The 21,758-nt window shown below is 60.4% G+C and carries 17 protein-coding genes; 4 read left to right on the top strand and 13 right to left on the bottom strand.

What is annotated here, in order from left to right:
- Window positions 1–97 precede the first annotated feature (97 nt).
- The 3 genes from mapR to ACW9IR_RS08105 all read right to left on the bottom strand — a co-directional run bounded on the left by mapR (window position 98) and on the right by ACW9IR_RS08105 (window position 3,696).
- Complete coding sequence (gene mapR / locus ACW9IR_RS08115) at window positions 98–1,507, bottom strand: GntR family transcriptional regulator MpaR (RefSeq protein WP_102898926.1); 1,410 nt, start codon at window positions 1,505–1,507, stop codon at window positions 98–100.
- Between the two features lie 314 nt (window positions 1,508–1,821).
- Window positions 1,822–3,252, bottom strand: a complete 1,431-nt coding sequence (gene ccoG / locus ACW9IR_RS08110; RefSeq protein ID WP_457462621.1) for a cytochrome c oxidase accessory protein CcoG — start codon at window positions 3,250–3,252, stop codon at window positions 1,822–1,824.
- Between the two features lie 195 nt (window positions 3,253–3,447).
- On the bottom strand, window positions 3,448–3,696 hold the full coding sequence (locus tag ACW9IR_RS08105; protein ID WP_110718614.1) for a DUF3203 family protein: 249 nt from the start codon (window positions 3,694–3,696) through the stop codon (window positions 3,448–3,450).
- 123 nt (window positions 3,697–3,819) lie between these two features.
- On the opposite strand from ACW9IR_RS08105, the gene ACW9IR_RS08100 reads away from it, so the two are divergent.
- Complete coding sequence (locus tag ACW9IR_RS08100) at window positions 3,820–4,332, top strand: MgtC/SapB family protein (RefSeq protein ID WP_077572699.1); 513 nt, start codon at window positions 3,820–3,822, stop codon at window positions 4,330–4,332.
- A 108-nt stretch (window positions 4,333–4,440) separates the two neighbouring features.
- Here ACW9IR_RS08100 and ACW9IR_RS08095 read toward each other — a convergent pair whose 3' ends face one another.
- Window positions 4,441–4,599 carry a hypothetical protein gene (locus tag ACW9IR_RS08095; RefSeq protein WP_016985118.1) on the bottom strand — a complete coding sequence of 53 codons (159 nt, stop codon included), beginning with the start codon at window positions 4,597–4,599 and terminating at the stop codon, window positions 4,441–4,443.
- 217 nt (window positions 4,600–4,816) lie between these two features.
- Here ACW9IR_RS08095 and ACW9IR_RS08090 point away from each other — a divergent pair, with 217 nt between their 5' ends.
- The 3 genes from ACW9IR_RS08090 to glgB all read left to right on the top strand — a co-directional run bounded on the left by ACW9IR_RS08090 (window position 4,817) and on the right by glgB (window position 12,532).
- Window positions 4,817–6,814 (top strand): alpha-1,4-glucan--maltose-1-phosphate maltosyltransferase, encoded by a 1,998-nt coding sequence (locus ACW9IR_RS08090; protein WP_457462618.1) that lies wholly within the window; start codon window positions 4,817–4,819, stop codon window positions 6,812–6,814.
- Between the two features lie 142 nt (window positions 6,815–6,956).
- Window positions 6,957–10,298, top strand: coding sequence for a maltose alpha-D-glucosyltransferase (treS, locus tag ACW9IR_RS08085; RefSeq protein WP_102900939.1), 3,342 nt, complete (start codon window positions 6,957–6,959; stop codon window positions 10,296–10,298).
- A gap of 2 nt (window positions 10,299–10,300) precedes the next feature.
- Window positions 10,301–12,532: a 1,4-alpha-glucan branching protein GlgB gene (glgB, locus tag ACW9IR_RS08080; RefSeq protein WP_457462616.1), complete on the top strand. Its 2,232-nt coding sequence runs from the start codon at window positions 10,301–10,303 to the stop codon at window positions 12,530–12,532.
- A 123-nt stretch (window positions 12,533–12,655) separates the two neighbouring features.
- Here the strand turns inward: glgB and ACW9IR_RS08075 are convergent, their stop codons facing one another.
- From ACW9IR_RS08075 to ACW9IR_RS08035, 9 genes are all read right to left on the bottom strand, one after another.
- Complete coding sequence (locus ACW9IR_RS08075; RefSeq protein WP_457462614.1) at window positions 12,656–13,723, bottom strand: autotransporter domain-containing protein; 1,068 nt, start codon at window positions 13,721–13,723, stop codon at window positions 12,656–12,658.
- A 389-nt stretch (window positions 13,724–14,112) separates the two neighbouring features.
- Window positions 14,113–14,895, bottom strand: a complete 783-nt coding sequence (locus ACW9IR_RS08070; protein WP_016985207.1) for an endonuclease/exonuclease/phosphatase family protein — start codon at window positions 14,893–14,895, stop codon at window positions 14,113–14,115.
- 212 nt (window positions 14,896–15,107) lie between these two features.
- Entirely contained in the window at window positions 15,108–15,866 is a 759-nt protein-coding gene (locus tag ACW9IR_RS08065) for a PIG-L deacetylase family protein (protein WP_095118734.1), read from the bottom strand.
- A 156-nt stretch (window positions 15,867–16,022) separates the two neighbouring features.
- Window positions 16,023–16,709 (bottom strand): glycosyltransferase, encoded by a 687-nt coding sequence (locus tag ACW9IR_RS08060; protein WP_102900942.1) that lies wholly within the window; start codon window positions 16,707–16,709, stop codon window positions 16,023–16,025.
- Window positions 16,706–17,305, bottom strand: coding sequence for an SAM-dependent methyltransferase (locus ACW9IR_RS08055; RefSeq protein WP_186615496.1), 600 nt, complete (start codon window positions 17,303–17,305; stop codon window positions 16,706–16,708). Before ACW9IR_RS08055 ends, ACW9IR_RS08060 begins: the two co-directional genes overlap by 4 nt.
- Complete coding sequence (locus ACW9IR_RS08050) at window positions 17,302–18,060, bottom strand: PIG-L deacetylase family protein (protein WP_110718609.1); 759 nt, start codon at window positions 18,058–18,060, stop codon at window positions 17,302–17,304. The genes ACW9IR_RS08055 and ACW9IR_RS08050 overlap by 4 nt, the downstream gene beginning before the upstream one ends.
- Window positions 18,057–19,055, bottom strand: coding sequence for an acyl-CoA dehydrogenase (locus ACW9IR_RS08045; protein ID WP_457462624.1), 999 nt, complete (start codon window positions 19,053–19,055; stop codon window positions 18,057–18,059). Before ACW9IR_RS08045 ends, ACW9IR_RS08050 begins: the two co-directional genes overlap by 4 nt.
- A 1-nt stretch (window position 19,056) precedes the next feature.
- Entirely contained in the window at window positions 19,057–21,216 is a 2,160-nt protein-coding gene (gene glgX / locus ACW9IR_RS08040) for a glycogen debranching protein GlgX (protein ID WP_102900946.1), read from the bottom strand.
- Between the two features lie 226 nt (window positions 21,217–21,442).
- The gene (locus ACW9IR_RS08035) at window positions 21,443–21,757 is read right to left on the bottom strand and encodes a DUF2934 domain-containing protein (RefSeq protein ID WP_457462610.1); all 315 of its coding nucleotides are present in this window, start codon (window positions 21,755–21,757) and stop codon (window positions 21,443–21,445) included.
- Window position 21,758 lies beyond the last annotated feature (1 nt).

Here is a 21,758-nt window from a genome sequence, read left to right as displayed (position 1 = left end):
CACAGGTTTCTGTGTCGTACACAACATACGCGGTGACATAGAACACTGTGGGAGCTGGCTTGCCAGCGATGGGGCCAGTGCAGTCAGCAACAATCTTTCAGAACGACCGCACAATCCGCCCCAACGTCTCCATGGCCTTTTCCGAGTCCTCGGTCCAAGGGCTGCCGTAATTCAACCGAATACAATTCCTGAAGCGCTGCGTCGGCGAGAAAATCGGCCCCGGGGCGATGCTGATGCCTTGCGCCAGTGCCATCTGAAACAACTTCAATGAATCCATCTGCGGTGGCAGTTCCAGCCACAGGAAGTAACCACCGGCCGGTTGGCTGACCCGCGTCTGCGCCGGGAAATAACGGGCAATCGCAGCAAGCATCGCACTCTGCTGTTCTTCCAGTGCGTAGCGCAGTTTGCGCAGATGCCGGTCATAGCCGCCGTGTTGCAGGTAGTCGGCAATCGCCGCTTGCGCCGGCATCGAGGCACACAGCGAAGTCATCAGTTTTAGTCGTTCGATTTTCTGCGCATAGCGCCCGGCGGCCACCCAGCCGATGCGGTAGCCGGGGGCCAGGCTCTTGGCGAACGAGCCGCAGTGCATCACCAGACCTTCAGTATCGAAAGCCTTGGCCGGTTTCGGTGCCTGTTGGCCGTAATAGAGCTCGGCGTAGACATCGTCTTCGATCAGCGGCACCTGATGGTGGCGTAGCAGTTCTACCAGTTCCTGTTTTTTCGCTTCAGGCATGGTTGCGCCCATCGGGTTCTGGAAACTGGTCATGCACCAGCAGGCCTTGATCGGGTGGCGTTCCAGAGTTTGTGCGAGCACGCCGAGGTCGATGCCGTCGCGCGGGTGCACGGGGATTTCCACGGCTTTGAGCTTCAGCCGTTCGAGTACTTGCAGGCTGGCGTAGAACGCCGGGGCTTCGATGGCCACCAGATCGCCGGGTTCGGTGACGGCTTGCAGGCACAGGTTCAGCGCTTCGAGGGCGCCGTTGGTGATCAGCAATTCTTCCATCGGCAGCATCAGGCCGCCGACCATGTAGCGCAGAGCGATTTGCCGGCGCAGTTGCGGGTTGCCCGGCGACATGTCGGTGACGACCATGCGCGGGTCCATCTCGCGGGCGGCGCTGGCCAGCGAGCGCGACAGGCGTTGCAGCGGGAACAGCGTCGGGCTGGGGAATGCCGAGCCGAAGGGGATCGTGCTCGGGTCTTTGATCGAATCGAGGACCGAGAACACCAGTTCGCTGACGTCGACTTCGGTGGAGTCGTTGACGTGGCTGCTGATCACCGGCTCGGAAAACGGGCTCGGCGCATGGGTGTTGACGAAGTAGCCGGAGCGCGGCCGCGCGCGGATCAGTCCGCGGCGTTCGAGCAGGTAGTAGGCCTGGAACACCGTGGACGGGCTGACCCCGTAGGTCTGGCTGGCGTAACGCACCGAAGGCACGCGCTGGCCGGGGCCAAGGACGCCGGAGCGGATCAGTTCAGCGATGTCGTCGGCGAATTTTTCGTAGCGTTTCATCGAGGAGCCTTGGTGCTGGTTGATGATGAGGTGTGTCAGGGGAACTGCCCCTCACCCTAGCCCTCTCCCAAAGGGAGAGGGGACTGATTGGGGGATGCTTGCTAAATACACCGACCTGAAAGTGATTTGCTGAATCCACAATCGACTCAGCCTGAAAATGCTTTGCTGAATCCATGATCAGACTCGGTCTGAAAGTGCTTTGCTGAATCCACAATCGACTCGGTCTGTCAGGTCGATGTATAGCGACAGACACCTCGGTCGGCCCCCTCTACCCCCGGGAGAGGGCTGGGGTGAGGGGAAAAGATTCTAACGGCTCAACGATTCATCGGCGCAACAAACCTGCTCTTCGCCACGCTGTAAACCTCAGGCTCATCACTGTTGGCAATCTTGAAACTCAAGGTTTGCGAGCTGCTGGCCGGGCGCTCTGTAGTCATCGCCACCGACACCGGCACATCGACAATCTCACCCGGGGCCAGGCTCAGTTCGGTCTTGCCTTGCAACTGGAAGCCATCGCCCTCCACCAGCGTCAGGTTGTAGTCCTGGCGTTGCTGGGTCTTGTTGATGACTTTGAGGCTATAGATGTTCTCGATCTGGCCCTGACCGTTTTCACGGAACAAGCCGCGATCCTTGGTCACGTCCAGCGAGACCATCGGCCGCTCGACCAGCGCCAATGCCAATGCGCCGATCATCGCCACCAGCACCACGGTGTAGCCGATCAAGCGTGGGCGCAGCAGGTGGGTCTTGCCGCCCTGCAATTCGCGCTCGGAACTGTAGCGGATCAACCCGCGCGGGTAATTCATTTTGTCCATGATCGAGTCACAGGCGTCGATGCACGCCGCGCAGCCGATGCACTCCATCTGCAAGCCGTCGCGAATGTCGATGCCGGTCGGGCAAACCTGCACGCACAACTGGCAGTCGATGCAATCGCCCAGGCCAGCCTCGAGCGGTTTCACGTCGCGTTTACGCGGGCCACGGTTTTCGCCACGGGCCACATCATAGGAAATCGCCAGGGTGTCCTTGTCGAACATCACGCTCTGGAACCGCGCATACGGGCACATGTGCATGCACACCGCCTCACGTAACCAACCGGCGTTGATGTAGGTGGCTGCGGTGAAGAACAGCACCCAGAACAGGCTGACACCGCCGATTTGCAGGGTCAGCAGTTCCTCGGCCAGTGGCCGGATCGGCGTGAAGTAACCGACGAAAGTCAGGCCAGTCAGCACACTGATCGCCAACCACAGGGTGTGCTTGGCCGCGCGCCGTGCCAGTTTGTTCAGGCTCCACGGCGCGGCTTGCAGTTTGATGCGTTGGTTGCGCTCGCCTTCGGTGATTTTCTCGCACCACATGAAGATCCATGTCCACGAACTCTGCGGGCAGGTGTAGCCGCACCAGACCCGGCCGGCGAACACGGTGATGGCGAACAAACCGAACGCGGCGATGATCAGCAGCGCCGAGAGCAGAATGAAATCCTGCGGCCAGAACGTCGCGCCGAAGATGTGGAATTTGCTTTCGGAAAGGTCCCAGAGCACTGCCTGACGTCCGCCCCAGTTCAGCCACACGGTGCCGAAGAACAGCACGAACAGAAATCCCGCGCCGCTCATGCGCAGGGTGCGGAACAGGCCGGTGAAGCTGCGGGTGTGGATCTGGTTGTCGCTGGACTTGGCCGTCGCCTTCATTGGGCGTGCGGGCACACTTTTAATGGTTGGCGTTGCTTCTACGGTTCGGACGGGGATTTGTTCGCTCATGGTTATTCGCTCATCAGCCTCCATCAGGCCAGAGCACTATGAGCGTCGATCTGTTTGCATAACAGGCTCAGGTATTTCAATAAAAAGCGGATCAGATGCGATTTTGCGCTGTGCCTGCGACAACTTGAAGCAACCCGCAGGCAAAGGCGCAAACGCCTATCGCAGACGTTTGCGCGGGGTGTTGATCAGGGTCAGTCAAATCACCGAATCACTGTCGTCGGCTTTCAGGTGTTTGCGTCCGTCCTTGGCACCTGCGACGGTCAAGGCGTCAGCTTCTTTTTCGCTGATGTAAACGCGTCGGCCTTCTATTTCCACGAACGACATGGATTTTTCGCTATCCGTCATGACTTCCAGGGTGTCGCAAATGCGAATTTCCTCGCCATGTTCGACGGTGAAAAAACACACTTTTTGTTCGGGGTTGGATTCATCGACTCGAAGGGGCATGGGAGCAGTCCTTTTTTCAGGGAGGTCTGCAAGGTTAGGGCGCACGCTGCGCTGATCGTTCTGCGCAACTGATTAATGGTCGCCGCTGTCCATCGTTTATAGACCCTTTGAAAGGACTGCCGGATGAACGCGTGGTGGCATGAAGTGTGGGAAACCCTGCAGGCGGAATTCGCTGACGTCGGCGATGCATCGCAATTGACGCGGATTACCGTGCGCCTGCTGATGGCGGCGATTTTGGGCGGCATTCTCGGGTTCGAGCGTGAGCACAAGGGCAAGGCTGCCGGAGTGCGTACGCATATGTTGGTGGCGCTCGGCGCCGCGCTGTTTGTGCTGGTGCCGCAGACGTCGGGGGCAGAGTCGGATGCAATGAGCCGCGTGGTGCAAGGGGTGATCGCCGGGATCGGCTTTCTTGGTGCCGGGACTATCCTGAAAAACAAGGAAGGCGATGAGGGCCATGTCAAAGGCCTGACCACGGCTGCCGGGCTGTGGATGACGGCGGCCATTGGTGTCGCGGCGGGGTTGGGCAGGGAAGCGACGGCGCTGCTCAGTACCTTTCTGGCGCTGGGGATTTTCAGCGTGATGCCGCGGATCGTGAAGCTCTTCGAAAAAGAAGAGGAGAAGACTGATGACCACTGACTGATCGTTGTCACGTTGATCGTTCCCACGCTCTGCGTGGGAACGCCTCAATGGACGCTCCGCGTCCGCTTTGGGACGCTGAGCGTGGGAACGATCAGTTATCGCAAGTCAGACGATTACGGGCGGCATCGTGCTAGGCGGTTCTTCTTTCGGCGGCGGCGTAGTGCCAGGTGGTTCCTGCTCCGGAATCGGCTGCGGCTCGGTCTCGGGCAAAGTGGGTTTGTCGATGTTCGGATCAGGCGTTTCGGCCGGGATCGGGATGTTCATCTGTTGACCTCCGTGTGGCACATGGCGTGAGAAGTGCTTAAGTGGATTGACCACCCTGCACGCAATTCGATCCGCTTTTCTGACACGGTAATTTCATCTGAACTTTTCCCGGCGCCGGTCGCTCGGAACCTAAGTGAGTTCATTTCGGGGCAGGTGCTTCGTTGTGAACACTGATCCGGCACAAGAGCGTCCTTGGGGCGTTAAGGAGAGATGCTCAATGACTGCTGAAAGACCCTCAGAACTCAGCTACAACCCGCACATGCCGCTGTCGCAGGCGTTGCTGCTGCCGCGCATTGCCATCGAAAACACCATGCCGACTCTTGATGGCGGGCAGTTCGCCGTGAAGTCGATTGCCGGCCGCGAAGTGGTGGTCACCAGCAAAGTGTTCGCCGACGGCCACGACAAACTCGCCGTGCGCATCCGCTGGCGCGAGGAAGGCGAGGAGACCTGGCAAAGCGAAGTGATGACCGATCAGGGCAATAATGGCTGGCAAGGCCAGTTCCGCCCTGAACATCAGGGGCGCTACCTGTATTGCATCGAAGCGTGGATCGATCAATTCGCCAGTTTCCAGTATGAACTGGAGAAGAAGCACAACGCTGCCGTGCCCGTTTCGCTCGAGCTGCAAGAAGGCCGCAGCATGGTGCAACAGGCCGCCGACCGCAGCGAAGGTCAGCTCAGTGAACAGCTTGCCGCGTTGCACCACGAATTGTCCGGGCTGCTCGAAACCGAGCAGGTCGCGTTGTTTCTGCACTCGCGCAGTGCGCAGTTGATGGCTGAAGCCGATCATCGCGCCTACTTGAGCGTCAGTCCCGAATTTCCCATGGACGTCGAGCGCGAACTCGCTGAGTTCGCCAGTTGGTACGAACTGTTTCCGCGCTCGATCACTGACGATCGCCACCGTCATGGCACCTTTAACGACGTGCACTCACGTCTGCCAATGATTCAGGACATGGGCTTCGACGTGCTGTACTTCACGCCGATCCACCCGATTGGCCGCGCCCATCGCAAGGGTCGCAACAATTCATTGACCGCCGGCCCTGATGATCCGGGCAGCCCATATGCCATCGGCAGCGAGGAGGGCGGCCACGAGGCGATTCACTCGCAACTCGGCACCCGCGAAGACTTCCGCCGACTGGTCGCCGCTGCTGCCGATCATGGCCTGGAAATCGCCCTCGACTTCGCCATCCAGTGTTCCCAGGACCACCCGTGGCTCAAACAGCATCCGGGCTGGTTCAACTGGCGCCCCGACGGCACGATCAAATACGCCGAGAACCCGCCGAAGAAATATCAGGACATCGTCAACGTCGACTTTTATGCGCCGGACGCGATTCCAAGTCTCTGGGTCGAGCTTCGTGACATCGTCATTGGCTGGGTCGAGGAGGGCGTGAAGATCTTTCGCGTCGACAATCCACACACCAAACCGTTGCCGTTCTGGCAGTGGCTGATCGCCGATGTGCGCGCGTTGTACCCGGAAGTGATCTTTCTCGCCGAAGCCTTCACCACGCCGGCAATGATGGCGCGGCTGGGCAAGGTCGGTTACACCCAGAGTTACACCTATTTCACCTGGCGCAATACCAAAGCTGAACTGGCGGCCTATTTCACCGAACTGAATGAATCGCCATGGCGCGAGTGTTATCGACCGAATTTCTTCGTCAATACGCCCGATATCAACCCGGCGTTTCTGCACGAATCCGGGCGCCCGGGGTTTCTGATCCGTGCGGCGCTGGCGACCATGGGCTCGGGCCTGTGGGGCATGTATTCGGGGTTCGAGCTGTGCGAGTCGGCGCCGGTGCCGGGCAAAGAGGAATACCTCGACTCGGAGAAGTACGAGATCCGCGTCCGCGACTTCACCGCGCCCGGCAACATCATTGCCGAGATCGCCCAGCTCAACCGCATTCGCCGGCAGAACCCGGCGCTGCACACGCACTTGGGCCTGAAGGTCTACAACGCGTGGAACGACAACATCCTGTATTTCGGCAAGCGCAGCTTTGACGGCAGCAATTTCATTCTGGTCGCAGTCAGCCTTGATCCGCACAACGTGCAGGAGGCGAATTTCGAGCTGCCATTGTGGGAAATGGGCCTGCCCGACGACGCGACGACCCACGGCGAGGACTTGATGAACGGCCATCGCTGGGACTGGCACGGCAAATACCAGTTCATGCGCCTGGACCCGGCTTACCAGCCATTCGGCATTTGGCGAATCACTGCCACCTAAGCATTGCCCAAACCCCTGTAGGAGCTGCCGAAGGCTGCGATCTTTTAAAAGCAAGATCAAAAGATCGCAGCCTTCGGCAGCTCCTACAGGGGGATCAGCACAATCAGATTCTGTGCAGAAACGAATTTTTCAGGAGTTTCACATGGCGAAGAAACCCAAGGCAGCCACCTTTATCAAAGACCCGCTCTGGTACAAGGACGCGGTGATCTATCAAGTTCACGTCAAATCGTTTTTCGACTCCAACAATGACGGGATCGGCGACTTTCCCGGCCTGATCGCCAAACTCGATTACATCGCCGACCTCGGCGTCAATACCATCTGGCTGTTGCCGTTCTATCCCTCGCCACGCCGCGATGACGGCTACGACATCGCCGAATACCGGGGTGTACACAGCGATTACGGGACCATGGCCGACGCCAAGCGCTTTATCGCCGAGGCGCACAAACGCGGCTTGCGGGTGATCACCGAGCTGGTCATCAACCACACCTCCGACCAGCACCCGTGGTTCCAGCGTGCACGCAAGGCCAAGCCCGGCTCGGCGGCGCGGGACTTCTATGTCTGGTCGGATGACGATCAGAAATACGACGGCACGCGGATCATTTTCCTCGACACGGAAAAATCCAACTGGACTTGGGACCCGGTCGCCGGCCAGTACTTCTGGCACCGTTTTTATTCGCACCAGCCCGATCTGAACTTCGACAACCCGCAAGTGATGAAAGCCGTGCTCTCGGTGATGCGCTACTGGCTGGACATGGGCATCGATGGTCTGCGTCTCGACGCCATTCCATATCTGATCGAGCGCGACGGCACCAACAATGAAAACCTGCCCGAGACCCACGACGTCCTCAAGCAGATCCGCGCCGAGATCGACGCCAATTATCCCGACCGCATGCTGCTCGCCGAGGCCAACCAATGGCCGGAAGATACTCAGCTGTACTTCGGCGACACCGATGCGGCGGGCCTTAACGGTGACGAATGCCACATGGCATTCCACTTCCCGCTGATGCCGCGCATGTACATGGCGCTGGCCCAGGAAGATCGCTTCCCGATCACCGATATTCTACGCCAGACCCCGGAAATTCCTGCCAACTGTCAGTGGGCGATTTTTCTGCGCAACCACGATGAGCTGACGCTGGAGATGGTCACCGACAAAGAGCGTGACTATCTATGGAATTACTACGCCGCTGACCGCCGTGCGCGGATCAACCTTGGCATCCGCCGGCGTCTGGCGCCGTTGATGGAGCGCGATCGCCGCCGCATCGAATTGCTCAACAGCCTGCTGCTGTCGATGCCAGGCACGCCGACGTTGTATTACGGCGATGAAATCGGCATGGGCGACAACATTTACCTTGGCGACCGCGATGGCGTGCGTACGCCGATGCAATGGTCGATCGACCGCAACGGCGGCTTCTCCCGCGCAGATCCGGCGAGTCTGGTGCTGCCGCCGATCATGGACCCGCAGTACGGCTATCTGTCGGTCAACGTTGAGACCCAGTCCGGCGATCCGCATTCGCTGTTGAACTGGACCCGACGTCTGCTGGCGGTGCGCAAACAATCCAAGGCGTTTGGCCGTGGCACCTTGAAAATGCTCTCGCCGAACAACCGTCGCGTGCTGGCTTACACCCGCGAATTCACCGATGTCGACGGCAAACACGAAATCATTCTGTGCGTAGCCAACGTTTCGCGTAGTGCGCAAGCGGTGGAGCTGGATCTGTCGGCCTATGTCGGCATGGTGCCGGTGGAAATGCTCGGCGGTAATGCGTTCCCGCCGATTGGTCAGTTGAATTTCCTCCTGACCCTGGCGCCGTACGGTTTCTATTGGTTCGCGCTGGCGGCGGAAAACCAGATGCCGAGCTGGCACGTCGAACCGGCGCAGAGCCTGCCGGACTTCACCACGCTGGTACTGAAAAAACGCATGGAAGAACTGCTCGAAGCACCGTCACGGACGACGCTGGAACAAAGCATTCTGCCGAGCTGGCTGCAGAACCGCCGTTGGTTCGCCGGCAAGGACGCGGCCATCGACAAGGTGCATCTGGCCTATGGCGTGCGTTTCGGCGATGCGCAGCATCCGGTGCTGCTCAGCGAAGTCGAAGTCACCAGCGGCGGGCAGACCAGTCGCTATCAACTGCCGTTCGGCTTTATTGCCGAAGATCAGGTTGGCCCGGCGTTGCCGCAGCAATTGGCCTTGTCCCGTGTACGCCGTGTACGACAAGTCGGTCTGATCACCGACGCGTTCAGCCTCGAAGCGTTTATTCGTGCGGTGCTGCAAGGCATGCAGAACAACACGGTATTGGAGTCGAATGAGGGTGAAATCCGCTTCGCACCGACGCCGCATCTGGAAAAACTCGGCCTGGGTGCAGAGTCGGAGGTGCGTTATCTGTCCGCCGAGCAATCGAACAGTTCGGTGGTGATCGGCAACAGTCTGGTGCTCAAGCTGATACGTAAAGTCGCTTCTGGCGTACACCCGGAACTGGAGATGAGCGCTTACCTGACCGAGGCCGGATTTGCCAATATCTCTCCGCTGCTCGGCTCGGTGATCCGCCGCGATGCCAAGGGCGAGGACAATCTGCTGATGATCGCCCAAGGCTATCTGAGCAATCAGGGCGACGCCTGGGAATGGACGCAAAACAACCTCGAACGGGCGCTGCGCGATGAACTGGCCGATGCCATGTCCGAGCAGGAACAGCATTACAACGCCCTCGGCGAGTTGAAGGATTTTGCCGGCATGCTCGGCCAACGTCTGGGTGAAATGCACGAAGTGCTCGCCGCACGCACCGACAATGCCGACTTCGCGCCGCAGGTGTCGACGGCCAAGGACATGCAGGCGACGGGCAAGGATGTTGTGGCCCAGGTCGAGCACGCCTTGAAACTGCTCAAGCAGCATCAGGGCGAACTCAGCGCAGCGGATCAGAAATTGGTGAAGCGGCTGGTCGACGAGAAAAAAACCATCCTCGCCCACGTGCAGGATCTGGCGAAAAAAGCCGTCGGCGGTTTGCGCATTCGCGTCCATGGCGATCTGCATTTGGGCCAGGTACTGGTGATCAAGGGCGATGCCTATCTGATTGACTTCGAGGGCGAACCGGCCCGGCCATTGAGCGAGCGGCGTGGCAAACACAGTCCGTACAAAGATGTCAGTGGTGTGCTGCGCTCCTTCGATTACGCGGCAGCGATGACCATCAACGTGCACAACGTTGACCACAGCGCTGAATCTGAAACCGCGCGGCGTCTGGTCGCCGAGCGTTATCTGCGTGAGGCCCGTGAGGCATTTGTTCAGGCATATCGCCGTGCGGCAGCTAGTCTTGATCATGCCTGGCAAGATCCTGAAGGTGCCGACGCCGCGCTGGCGTTGTTCGGACTGGAGAAGGCGGCCTATGAAGTGGCCTATGAAGCCGAAAATCGCCCCACGTGGCTGCCCGTGCCGTTGCACGGTTTGTACGGGTTATTGACGGGGCTTAAACCCTTTTCCGATCTTGGTGGAGAGTAGTCATGAGTTTCTCAAACAGGGAACAGGGTGTGGTCAAAGAAGCATTGCTGCCCTCGGCGAAAGATATCGATGCCTTGGTCCGCGCTGAACATCACGACCCTTTTTCCATTCTTGGCCCGCACGGCGATGGCGCTGGCGGGCAGTTCATTCGCGCCTATCTACCCGGTGCGTTGAGTGTCGTGGTGCTGGACAAGGACAGCGGCGAAGAACGCGGTCCACTGGAGCAGACCGAAACACCGGGGCTGTTTGTCGGTCATTTCGATCAGGCGCGGCCGTATCAGTTGCGCACGCGCTGGGCCGGCGGCGAACAGGTTGCCGAGGATCCGTATAGCTTCGGCCAGTTGCTCGGTGAAATGGATTTGTATCTGTTCGCCGAAGGCAATCACCGTGACCTCAGCGCCTGCCTCGGCGCGCAGCTGAAAACCGTGGACGGCGTCGACGGCGTGCGTTTCGCCGTGTGGGCGCCGAATGCCCGGCGCGTGTCGGTAGTGGGGGATTTCAACGTCTGGGACGGGCGCCGTCATCCGATGCGCTTGCGTCATCCGTCCGGGGTCTGGGAATTGTTTATCCCGCGCCTGCAAGCGGGCGAGCTGTACAAATATGAAATTCTCGGCGCCCACGGGATCCTGCCGCTCAAGGCCGACCCGATGGCGCTGGCCACCAGCCTGCCGCCGGATACCGCGTCAAAAGTCGCGGAACCCCTGCAGATCGACTGGCAGGATCAGGACTGGATGAACAGCCGCCGTGACCGCCACAAGCATTCGGCGCCGCTGTCGATCTACGAACTGCACGCAGGTTCGTGGCAATGCGAGCTGGATGATCTCGGCGAAGTGGCGCGCCAGTACACCTGGCCGGAGTTGGCTGAGCGGCTGATTCCCTACGTCAAGGAGCTGGGTTTTACCCATATCGAGCTGATGCCGATCATGGAGCACCCGTTCGGCGGTTCCTGGGGTTATCAGCTGCTCTCGCAATTTGCGCCGAGCGCGCGCTATGGCTCTCCGGCGCAGTTCGCCGAATTCGTCGACGCCTGCCACCGGGCCGAGATCGGCGTGATTCTCGACTGGGTGCCGGCGCATTTCCCTACCGATACCCACGGTCTGGCGCAGTTCGACGGCACCGCGCTGTACGAGTACGGCAATCCTCTGGAAGGTTTTCATCAGGATTGGGACACGTTGATCTACAACCTCGGGCGCACCGAAGTGCACGGCTACATGCTGGCCTCGGGGCTCCACTGGTTGAAGCATTTCCATGTCGACGGTCTGCGCGTCGATGCGGTGGCGTCGATGCTTTATCGCGACTATTCGCGCAAGGCCGGCGAATGGGTGCCTAACCGTCATGGCGGCCGGGAAAATCTCGAAGCCATCGATTTCCTCCGGCATTTGAACGATGTGGTCGAACTGGAAGCGCCGGGTGCGCTGGTCATCGCTGAAGAATCCACCGCTTGGCCGGGTGTCAGCCAAAGTACGCAGCAGGGCGGCTTGGGGTTTGCCTATAAATGGAACATGGGCTGGATGCACGATTCGCTGCATTACATTCAGCAGGATCCGGTATACCGCGCGCACCATCACAACGAGTTGAGTTTTGGCCTGGTCTACGCCTGGTCCGAGCGTTTCATCCTGCCAATCTCGCACGATGAAGTGGTGCACGGCAAGCATTCGCTGATCGACAAGATGCCGGGTGATCGCTGGCAGAAATTCGCCAACCTGCGCGCCTATCTGAGCTTCATGTGGACCCACCCGGGCAAGAAGCTGTTGTTCATGGGCTGCGAATTTGGCCAGTGGCGCGAGTGGAATCACGATCAGCAACTGGACTGGTATCTGCTGCAGTACTCCGAGCACAAAGGTGTGCAGAAACTGGTTGGTGATCTCAATCGGCTGTATCGCGAGGAGCCGGCGCTGCATGACCAGGACGACGCGCCGCAGGGTTTTCAGTGGTTGATCGGCGACGATGCGATCAACAGCGTCTATGCCTGGCTGCGCTGGAGCAAGGAAGGTGAGCCGGTGCTGGTGGTGGCCAACTTCACGCCGGTGCCACGGCAGTCGTATCGTGTGGGTGTGCCGTTTGCCGGGCGCTGGACTGAGCTGCTTAATAGCGATGCCGACACCTATGCCGGTTCCAATTACGGCAATGGCGGCGGGGCGTTTACCGAGGAAGTGCCGAGTCATGGCCAGTCGTTGTCGCTGGAACTGAACCTGCCGCCGTTGGCGGTGTTGATCCTCAAACCGGAGGGCTGATCCAGTACCGAGTTGCTGCCATCGCGAGCAGGCTCACTCCTACACTTGGAATGCGTTCCCCTTGTAGGAGTGAGCCTGCTCGCGATGGCGTCAGCACAAACACTATCGCCGCCAAGCCAAACGCTACCAACGCATCCGCACCCCAAGGCTGCCAATAATCCCGTTCAAGTCATTGTCATCGACATCACTGCTGTAATCCGCACTGACATACAGACTCACCGCCGGCGTCACCCGCGCCACCAGGCCCAATCCCAACTCAACAGTGGATGATTTGCGGCTGCTGCTGATCTTGTCGACCTGATCCAGTGTCACGGTATTGCCGGTGTACACCGTGTGCCAGAGGTTGGTGCGCACATAGGGTTCGACCGGCAAGCCATTCAAATCGTAACTGCCTTTCAACCGTGCGCCGACGCGGCCGCTCCACGCCGTCAGATCGGAGGAAGAAGCATTGCCCGAGCCGGCGTACGGCGTGTCTAGGGTGATGCGTTGATTGATCAATTGCGCCTGCGGTTCGACCACCCAGTTTTCACTCAGGCCAATCGGAAAACCGCCTTCGACCGAGAAGGTCATTGCGCTGCCTTCGGTGGCTTGCCGGGCGCCTTGGCCGTTGCGACTGAAGCCGCTGACCCGGCCGCCACTGGCGGATAAATCCACGTGCCAGCCCTGGGCGCCGATCAGGCTGTAATAAGCGCCAAGGCTTTGGCCTTGCAGATTGAGGGTGTCACTGTTCGGATCGGCCAAAGCGCGACTGGTGAGCACGCCGTTGCCATTGGCTTGAATCTGGTTGAGACCACCAATCAGGCCGATTTTTTGGGTATGGCTACCACTTTGCAGAGTCAACACGGCGGGGCCTTTGAAGTCGCCACTGCCGGGCATCGCGTAGCCTGACGACAGCACATCGGTCTGCGCCTGCCGGGCGCTTCTGCCGTACAGTTCATCCCAGGCTGACGGTGCGAGGTCTTCGGTAATCAAGCGTGTGCCTTGCAGATCGGGCCGTGGGCTGAAGCGTTGCGGCCCGGGGGTGATGACGGTGGCGGGCAAGGTCATCACGGGGACATCCGCGCGATACCACGGGGTCGTTTCATCCGCCGCAGGACCGGCCTGCGCCTCCATGGATGAGCACAGCAAGATTGAACTCGACACTGTGCAGAAAGTGATTTTGATCTCGTGTGGGCTGATGGAAATTTTCATGGAGGTCTACCTTGCAGGCGCATGCATTCTCTCTGTGTGGCGTCTCTCCTACCCCGAACGAGGGGCGACCGAATGGAGCGGGGCGAACCGTGGCCGCTCGATTTCGCGAGTGTCCGAAGGCTCGTCCCGGGTAGTGATTCCGGGGGTAGTAAGGTAGAGATAAGAAGAGTCGCGCGCCCCCGTCAAGAAATTGAACGATGAGCGGTAGTATCAAATCGGGCTTTGCAAGCGTTTGTTTTTCTGCACATAACTAAGTGGTTGTTTGTATGGAGGAACGCAGCGAAAGCCCCGACTCAGAGGCGTTCAGTTACCGACAGATGGTCTGTCGGTAACGTGGAACCGCCGAATGAGTTGATCCATCGCGTCCTGCATTACTGTCACTATTGCGGCTACAGGTGCACTTCGACGGCCAGTGGCAGATGATCCGACAGATGTGTCCACGGCTTGTTGCCGAGGATCCGTGGGTCATGGCTGCTGGCATTGCGCAGATAGATCCGGTCCAGCCGCAGCAATGGAAACCGCGCCGGGTAGGTCTTCGCCGGACGCCCGTGATGACGCTCGAAGGCTTCGTGCAGGTAGTCACGACGGGCGAGGGCGGCGTTGCCCTGTAGCTGCCAGTCGTTGAAGTCACCGGCGATGATCACCGGAGCGTCGTCGGGCAGGGATTCGAGCAACTGGCAGAGCAGTTGCAACTGCAATTGCCGATGGCTTTCGAGCAGACTCAAATGCACGCAGATCGCGTGGACCTCAGCGTGCCCCGGTACGTCGAGCACACAATGCAGCAGGCCCCGGCGTTCAGGGCCGGTGATCGACACATCGAGGTTGCGGTATTCACGGATCGGGTATTTCGACAGCAGCGCATTGCCGTGGTGGCCGTCGGGATAGACGGCGTTGCGCCCGTAAGCGAAATCGCTCCACATGCTGTCGGCGAGAAACTCGTATTGCGAGGTTTGCGGCCATTCGTTGTAGCGGTTCGAATGGCGTTCGTGTTCACCCACTACTTCCTGCAGAAACACCAGATCGGCCGAGGTGCTGCGCACCGCTTCACGCAGTTCCGGCAGAATGAAACGCCGATTGAGTGCGGTGAAACCCTTGTGGGTGTTGACCGTCAGCACCCTTAAACGATGGATGACGGGCGCGTCGACAACATGACGCTTGGGATCGCTGGACACGTTCACTCCTCTGGATTGCGGGCCGCTTATTCATGCGACTGATGGGGAGGGGCGGCAGTTCCTTCTGGATAATTTCGATTGCGCATCAAACCCTGTGGGAGCGAGCTTGCTCGCGAAGGCGTCGGTCCAGTCGACACAAATATTGAATGTGACGGCCTCTTCGCGAGCAAGCTCGCTCCCACAGGGAATCAAAGATTCAGAGATTCAGAGATTCAGACAAACACGATTTCGTAGGGCAAACGCATCCGCTCCAGGATCACCGGCGGCAGCATCGGCGCAATGCCGATCGCCGGTTCACCGTTGAGCTGGCTGGCATAGGCGTGGGTCGCGTGGCTTTTGCGCGCCACGGTCCAGGTGTCGAGGCGTAGTTTGCGCGCGCGTTCCCAAGGGATCAGTTGCTGGTCGCGCTCGGGCCAGTGCCAGGCCCACACCGGTACATCGTGGAAGGTCGCGCCGGCCTGTTCCGCCGCTTGCGCACTGGCCCGGCCCACCGCTTCATGGTCGTCGTTGCCATCGCCGCGCCAGGTGCTGAACACCACGTCGCCGGGGCGCAGGTAGCGGCTGATGAATTCGGTCACTTGCGCTTGCTGGTCGCACAGAGCGTTGTCGGTGAAGCCGCCACGCACCCATTTCAGGCTGTGCATCGGCAGGCCGAGGCGGCGCAGGGCTTCGACGCTTTCCTGCGGGCGGAACACGCTCAGGCGCTTTTCCGACCATTGTCGGGAACCCGGATGGCTGGCGCTGCCATCGGTGATGGAGAGCAATTGCAGCGGATGACCGAGGCTGGAGAGTAATTGCAGCAGGCCACCGCAGGTGACCACTTCATCACCCGGATGCGGCGCGATGACCACGGCGCGGGCACCGTCGGGCACCAGACTGCGGGTATTGATCACGGGAATGTTGTCCAGTTGCGCGGCGCTGTTCCAGATTTGCGCCGGCGAACTGCTGTCACTGAGGGTTAACGGTTTCATGATATGACGTCCTTGTGTTGACTCGCCCTCAGTCGTGCGCGTGACAGTGATTGCCCGACGCTACCGACCCGTGAAGGCTGGTTGATTGCCCAGCGACGCTCCAAACCCTGGATTGCCGCGCAGCAGAGTATTGCTCATGAAGCTAAATTCGTCGCGTCACAGATCAATCTGATCCGCTTTTTTTTGCTCTATCTGTGCCAGATTTCGCAGATAGTCACCAAAGCCACCGCGCGCACGGCTGTCGAAGCGAGCGCTGGTGAGCACTTGCGGGCGATGACTCCAGGCGATGTTCGCACCGTCGAGTTCCAGCTCCCGCACCAATTGCACATCTTCGTCGCACGCCAACGGTTTAAAGCCCCCGGCCCAGCGATAGGCATCGGCGCTGATGCCCAGATTGGCGCCGTGGATATGCCGATGGCCATCGCAGGCACGGTAATGCCGGTGGTAGCGGATTTGCGCCGCTGCATCGAACGACTCGTGCCAGCGTTCGACCGTGACGGTACCGCATACCGCGTCGGCACCCAACCCCAGCTGTGCCACCAGCCAGTCGTCGGCCACGCGACTGTCGGCGTCCGAGCAAGAGATCCAGCGTGCTCCGCGTTCCAGCAACAGCTGTGCGCCGGCCGCCCGGGCCTGGCCGACATTGCGTGCATCGATGTGCAGGCTCAGCACCGGATAGCGGCTGACAATCTGCGCCGAGCGGTCGGTGCAGCTGTCGAGCACCACCAACACTTCAACCTTTTCGCCAGCCAGCAAACCGTGGCGGCTGGCGCGCATGGCCGCGCTCAGGCAGTCGTCGAGCAAGTCTTCCTCGTTGTGCGCCGGGATCAGAATGCCGATCATCGCAAGCCCTCCAATGCCGCCACCGAGCGCGGTTCGCGGCTCCACACCTCAAGAATGAAGTCCGCTTCCTGATGCAAAACCACTCGCGGCAGATGCAGTTTTTCGTGGATCAGGTCGTGCACCTGCCGTGCATTCAGCGGGCAGCCGTCGATGGGCGGACGCCAGTGGCAGGCGAGAAACTGGCCGTCGGCAGTCAGGCATTCACTGGCCCGACGGATCACGTCTGTCAGATCTTCGCCGTCGAGGTAGTAGCCGATCTCGCTAAATACGATCAGGTCGAATTTTTCCTCCGGCCAGTCGCCGGGAAGACGGTTTTGTCGCACTTCGGCGTGATCGAACAGGCTCAGACGCGTGCGCGCCAGAGTCACCGCCGCACTGGCCGTGTCACAGCACAGCAAGCGATCACAACGTGCGGCGAGTTCGGCGCTCAACTCGCCGTTGGCGCAGCCCGGTTCAAAGATCGCCCGATAGTGCGGACGCGGCAGGGCGGCGAGGGTGATCGCGCGTTTGCGCTGCTCGTACCAGCGCTCGCGGAAGGCCCAAGGGTCGTCGTTGCCGGCAAACAGGCCATCGAAATAGCGATCTTCGACACTCATAGAAACACCACTTCGAAAGGTTGCAGCAGGCGATCGAGCACATACGGCGCGAGCACTGGACCGAGTCCGGCGTCCGGATCGCCCTCCAGTTGACTGGCGAAGGCGTGCACCGCATGGCGCTTGCGCGCGACTTGCGCCGGCGTCAGAAGAATCTTGCGTGCGCGTTGCCACGGCACGAAGGCGTCTTCCGGGGTTGCCCAGTGCCAGGTCCACACCGGCAGTTCATGGCAGGTTGCCCCGACCCGGCGCGCAGCTTCGGCACTGGCGCGGCCGACCGCTTCGTGGTCGCAATGGCCGTCCTCACTCCAAGTTGCGAACAGCACGTCATCGGCTCGCAAATGACGCGCAATGAAATCGACCAGCTCGGCTTCCTGAGCCGCGACCTGAGTGTCGGTAAAACCGCCGCGCAGCCATTTCACCCGATGCATGGGCAAACCAAGTCGGCGCAGCGCTTCGGCGGATTCCTGTGGGCGCACCACGCTCAGTCGCTCCACCGGCCAACGACTGGAACCGGGGTGACTGGCGCTGCCGTCGGTCACCGAAATCAATTGCACAGGCCGGCCGGCAGCGGCGAGCAATTGCAGCAGGCCGCCACAACCGAGCACTTCGTCGTCCGGGTGCGGCGCGACAATTACCGCCCGCGCGCCCGGTGGCACCAGACTGAGGATGTCGATGCTGTCCAGCTCCGCCAGATGCCGCGAAGCCTGCCACTGATGCAGGCTGGTGCCCTGGCCGACAATCGGATTGGTTTTCATAGCGTCCATACCTCACTGGATTGCCCGGCAACCAATTGCCCGAGCGCAGCCAGATCCCGTTCGGCATGGCTTTGGCGCAAGAACACCGGCAGATCGGCGCTGAGCCGGGCAAACTGCCGATCCTTGCAAAACGGTCCGGCGCCGAGGGCGCGACCGACCTCACGCATCACCTGTTCGGCAGATTGTTCGACCACCGCGCGGGCCCGACGAGCGAGCAGTTCGGCGTGGTCCTCGGGGTGTGCATCGATGTGCAGCGCGCTGAAACGCAACACATCCGCCGCCGCTTGCAAGGCACTGTCGACCGCGCCGAGATGGGCGAGGGCGTGGGGTTCCGCGCGTTGGCCACACTGGCTGCGCAACGCTTCGGCGATTTGCCGCGCGGCGCCGTACCAGCATGCGGCAATACCGATCCCGCCTTGCCAGAAACCCGGGCGTTGCAGATAGTCGCCGGGGTTGCCGATGGCCTGCGCTTCGGCACCGTCAAACAACACTTCAACGCTGCCGGTGGCGGCCATGCCCACCGCTTGCCAGCCCTGTTCAGTGACGGTTACACCCGGTTGATCGAGGGCGACGGCGACCAGTTGTTGCTGATCGTCGCCATCCCATGCGGTCAGCAAGGCATGGCTGAGCACGGCGGCGCCGGAGCACCATGCCTTGCGTCCATGCAGTGCGACCATGTGCCCGGCCGGACTGACTTTGACCCGTGCCTGCGGCGGTTCCGCCGCCCACATGCCCCACGTACTGCCCGGTGTCGGTGAACCGCCCAATTGCTCAATGATCGCCAGTGCGTCGGTATGACCTTCGAACAATTTGCACAAACCCAGATCATGCCCGCCGACCTCGGCCAGCCGCTGAAAGCGCTCCAGCGTGTGGCCGCTGCCCGGTAACGGCAACCGATCCAGCCCGGCTTCGACCAGCGCCCGCAAGCAATTGCCGAGGGCTACGGTGTGCGGATAGTCCGCTGGGCGTCGGGCGAGATAACTGTGCAGATCCATATCAATCTTCTTCATCACGTTGCAGTTCGAACAGCAGCAGCGAGCGTCCGGTGACCGAGTATTCGTGGCCGAAATCGAAGCGTTCCTGGCCACGGATCGATGGCTGGTTGGTATCGATCATGCACGTCCAGAAGCTGCCCTCCGGCACTTCCGGCAAGGTGAAATTGACGATGTCATGATGGGCGTTGACCACCAGCAGCAGCGTCGCATCCGCACCTTTGCGGCGAATCCCGGTTTCCTGCGCGCGGCCATCGAGCAACATGCCCAAGCAGCGGTTGTGCGCATCGTGCCAGTGTTCGGTGGTCATCTCGGTGGCGTCCGGTGCCAGCCAGGTGACGTCCTTGACGCCGATATCTTCGTTGTACTCGCCGACCAGGAAACGCCCACGGCGCAGGATCGGATAGGCCAGTCGCAGCTTGATCAGACGTTTGACGAATTTCAGCAGCGCCTTGCCGTCTTCGCTCAGGTCCCAATTGACCCAACCGATCTCGCTGTCTTGGCAATAGGCGTTGTTGTTGCCGTCCTGGGTTCGGGCGAATTCATCGCCGGCGACGATCATCGGCGTGCCTTGGGCGAGCAGCAGGGTGGCGAAGAAGTTGCGCATCTGCCGATGGCGCAGGGCGTTGATCTCGGGATCGTCGGTGGGGCCTTCGACGCCGTGGTTCCACGACAGGTTGTTGTTGCTGCCGTCCTGATTGTTCTCGTCGTTGGCTTCGTTGTGTTTGTCGTTGTACGAGACCAGATCGTTGAGGGTAAAACCGTCGTGGGCGGTGATGAAGTTCACCGACGAATACGGCCGCCGCCCGCGCTGGTTGAACATCTCGCCGGACGCGGTCATGCGACTGGCGAAATCGGCAACCTGAGCGTCGTCACCTTTCCAGAACGCGCGCACGGTGTCGCGGAACTTGTCGTTCCACTCGACCCAGCCCGGCGGGAAGTTGCCGACCTGATAGCCGCCGGGGCCACAGTCCCACGGTTCGGCGATCATCTTCACCTGACGCAGCACCGGGTCTTGGCGGCAGGCGACGAGGAAGCTGTGACGCTCGTCGAAACCGTCGTGATAGCGGCCGAGAATGGTTGCCAGATCGAAACGGAAACCGTCGACATGCATCTCACTGGCCCAGTAACGCAGCGAGTCGGTGACCATTTGCAGCACGCACGGGTGGCTCAGGTCGAGGGTGTTGCCGGTGCCGGAATCGTTGATATAGAAGCGCTTGTCGTCGGGCATCAAGCGGTAGTACGAGGCGTTGTCGATACCGCGCATCGACAGGGTCGGGCCTTGCTCGTTGCCCTCGGCGGTGTGGTTATAGACCACGTCGAGAATCACTTCGAGATTGGCTTCGTGCAGGTGCGCAACCATCTCCTTGAATTCGGCAATCTTGCCGCTGGCCAGATAGCGCGGGTCCGGGGCGAAGAAGGCGATGCTGTTATAGCCCCAGTAATTGGTCATGCCTTTGTGCAGCAAATGCTGGTCGTTGACGAAGGCGTGAATCGGCAGCAACTCGACGGTGGACACGCCGAGCTTGCGGATGTGCTCAAGGACATCGTCGACCATCAGCCCGGCAAAGGTGCCGCGCACATTCTCCGGCACCGAGGGGTGGCGCATGCTGATACCGCGCACGTGGGTTTCATAAATGATGGTTTTGTCCCACGGCACGCTGACGCGGTGGTCGTTGCCCCAGGTGTGCGCCGGGTCGATGACTTTGCACTTGGGCACAAACGGTGCGCTGTCGCGTTCATCGAAACTGAGGTCGGCGTCGGGGTGGCCGATGGTGTAGCCGAACAGCGCTTCCGACCATTTCAGTTCGCCGACCAGTTGCTTGGCGTACGGGTCGATGAGCAATTTGTTGTGGTTGAAACGGTGACCGTTGGCCGGGTCGTACGGGCCGTAGACGCGGTAGCCGTATATCAGTCCGGGATGCGCGTCGGGTAGATAGCCGTGGTAGATCTCGTCGGTGTACTCCGGCAGTTCGATGCGTTCGAGTTCGACTTCACCGGCATCGTCGAAGATGCACAGTTCGACCTTGGTGGCGTTGGCGGAAAACAGAGCAAAGTTCACCCCCAGCCCATCCCAGGTCGCACCGAGCGGGAAGGGCAGGCCTTCACGGATTCTGGATGGCTCGGCGTGCGCGGTGGGCTCGGCATTCTTTGGACGGGTCATGATTGCTCCTGCAAAAAATCGGGATGGTTCGGTTAACACCAATCCCCTGTGGGAGCGAGCTTGCTCGCGAAGGCGGAGTGTCAGTCGACTTCAATGTTGAATGGCAGATCGCATTCGCGAGCAAGCTCGCTCCCACAAGGGAATTGTGTATTTCTTCAGGGCGAGTTAGCCTTCGGTGGCGAGCGAACCCGCCACACGGTCATTCAGTTCAATCGTCGTTAAAGCGTCAGATCGCCGAAGGCTTTCGCGGCGCTCGGGGCTTTTTCTCAGCGGGTTTTTCGCCCGGGGGAATCACTTTCGCGGCGCCGGCCGGTTTGGCCTTGGCCGCCGGTTTCGGTTTGGCGGCCGGCGCCTTGACCTCGGCAGTTTTGCCCGCGGCTTTGCTGCCGGCGGCTTTCGGTGGCTTCTTCAGCGCCAGCGCCTCAGCTTCGGCCAGTTTGCGTGCCATCTCCCAATGGCGCGCCTCCTGACCATCAGGCTGACCTTCCGATTCCCAGATTTGATAGGCGAATTCGCGGATGCGTTTATCGTCGGTACTCATC

The sequence above is a fragment of the Pseudomonas sp. SDT291_1_S447 genome, assembly GCF_054070155.1.
The sequence above is the reverse complement of the archived record's forward strand: the minus strand, read 5'-3'. Positions and strand labels throughout refer to the sequence as shown.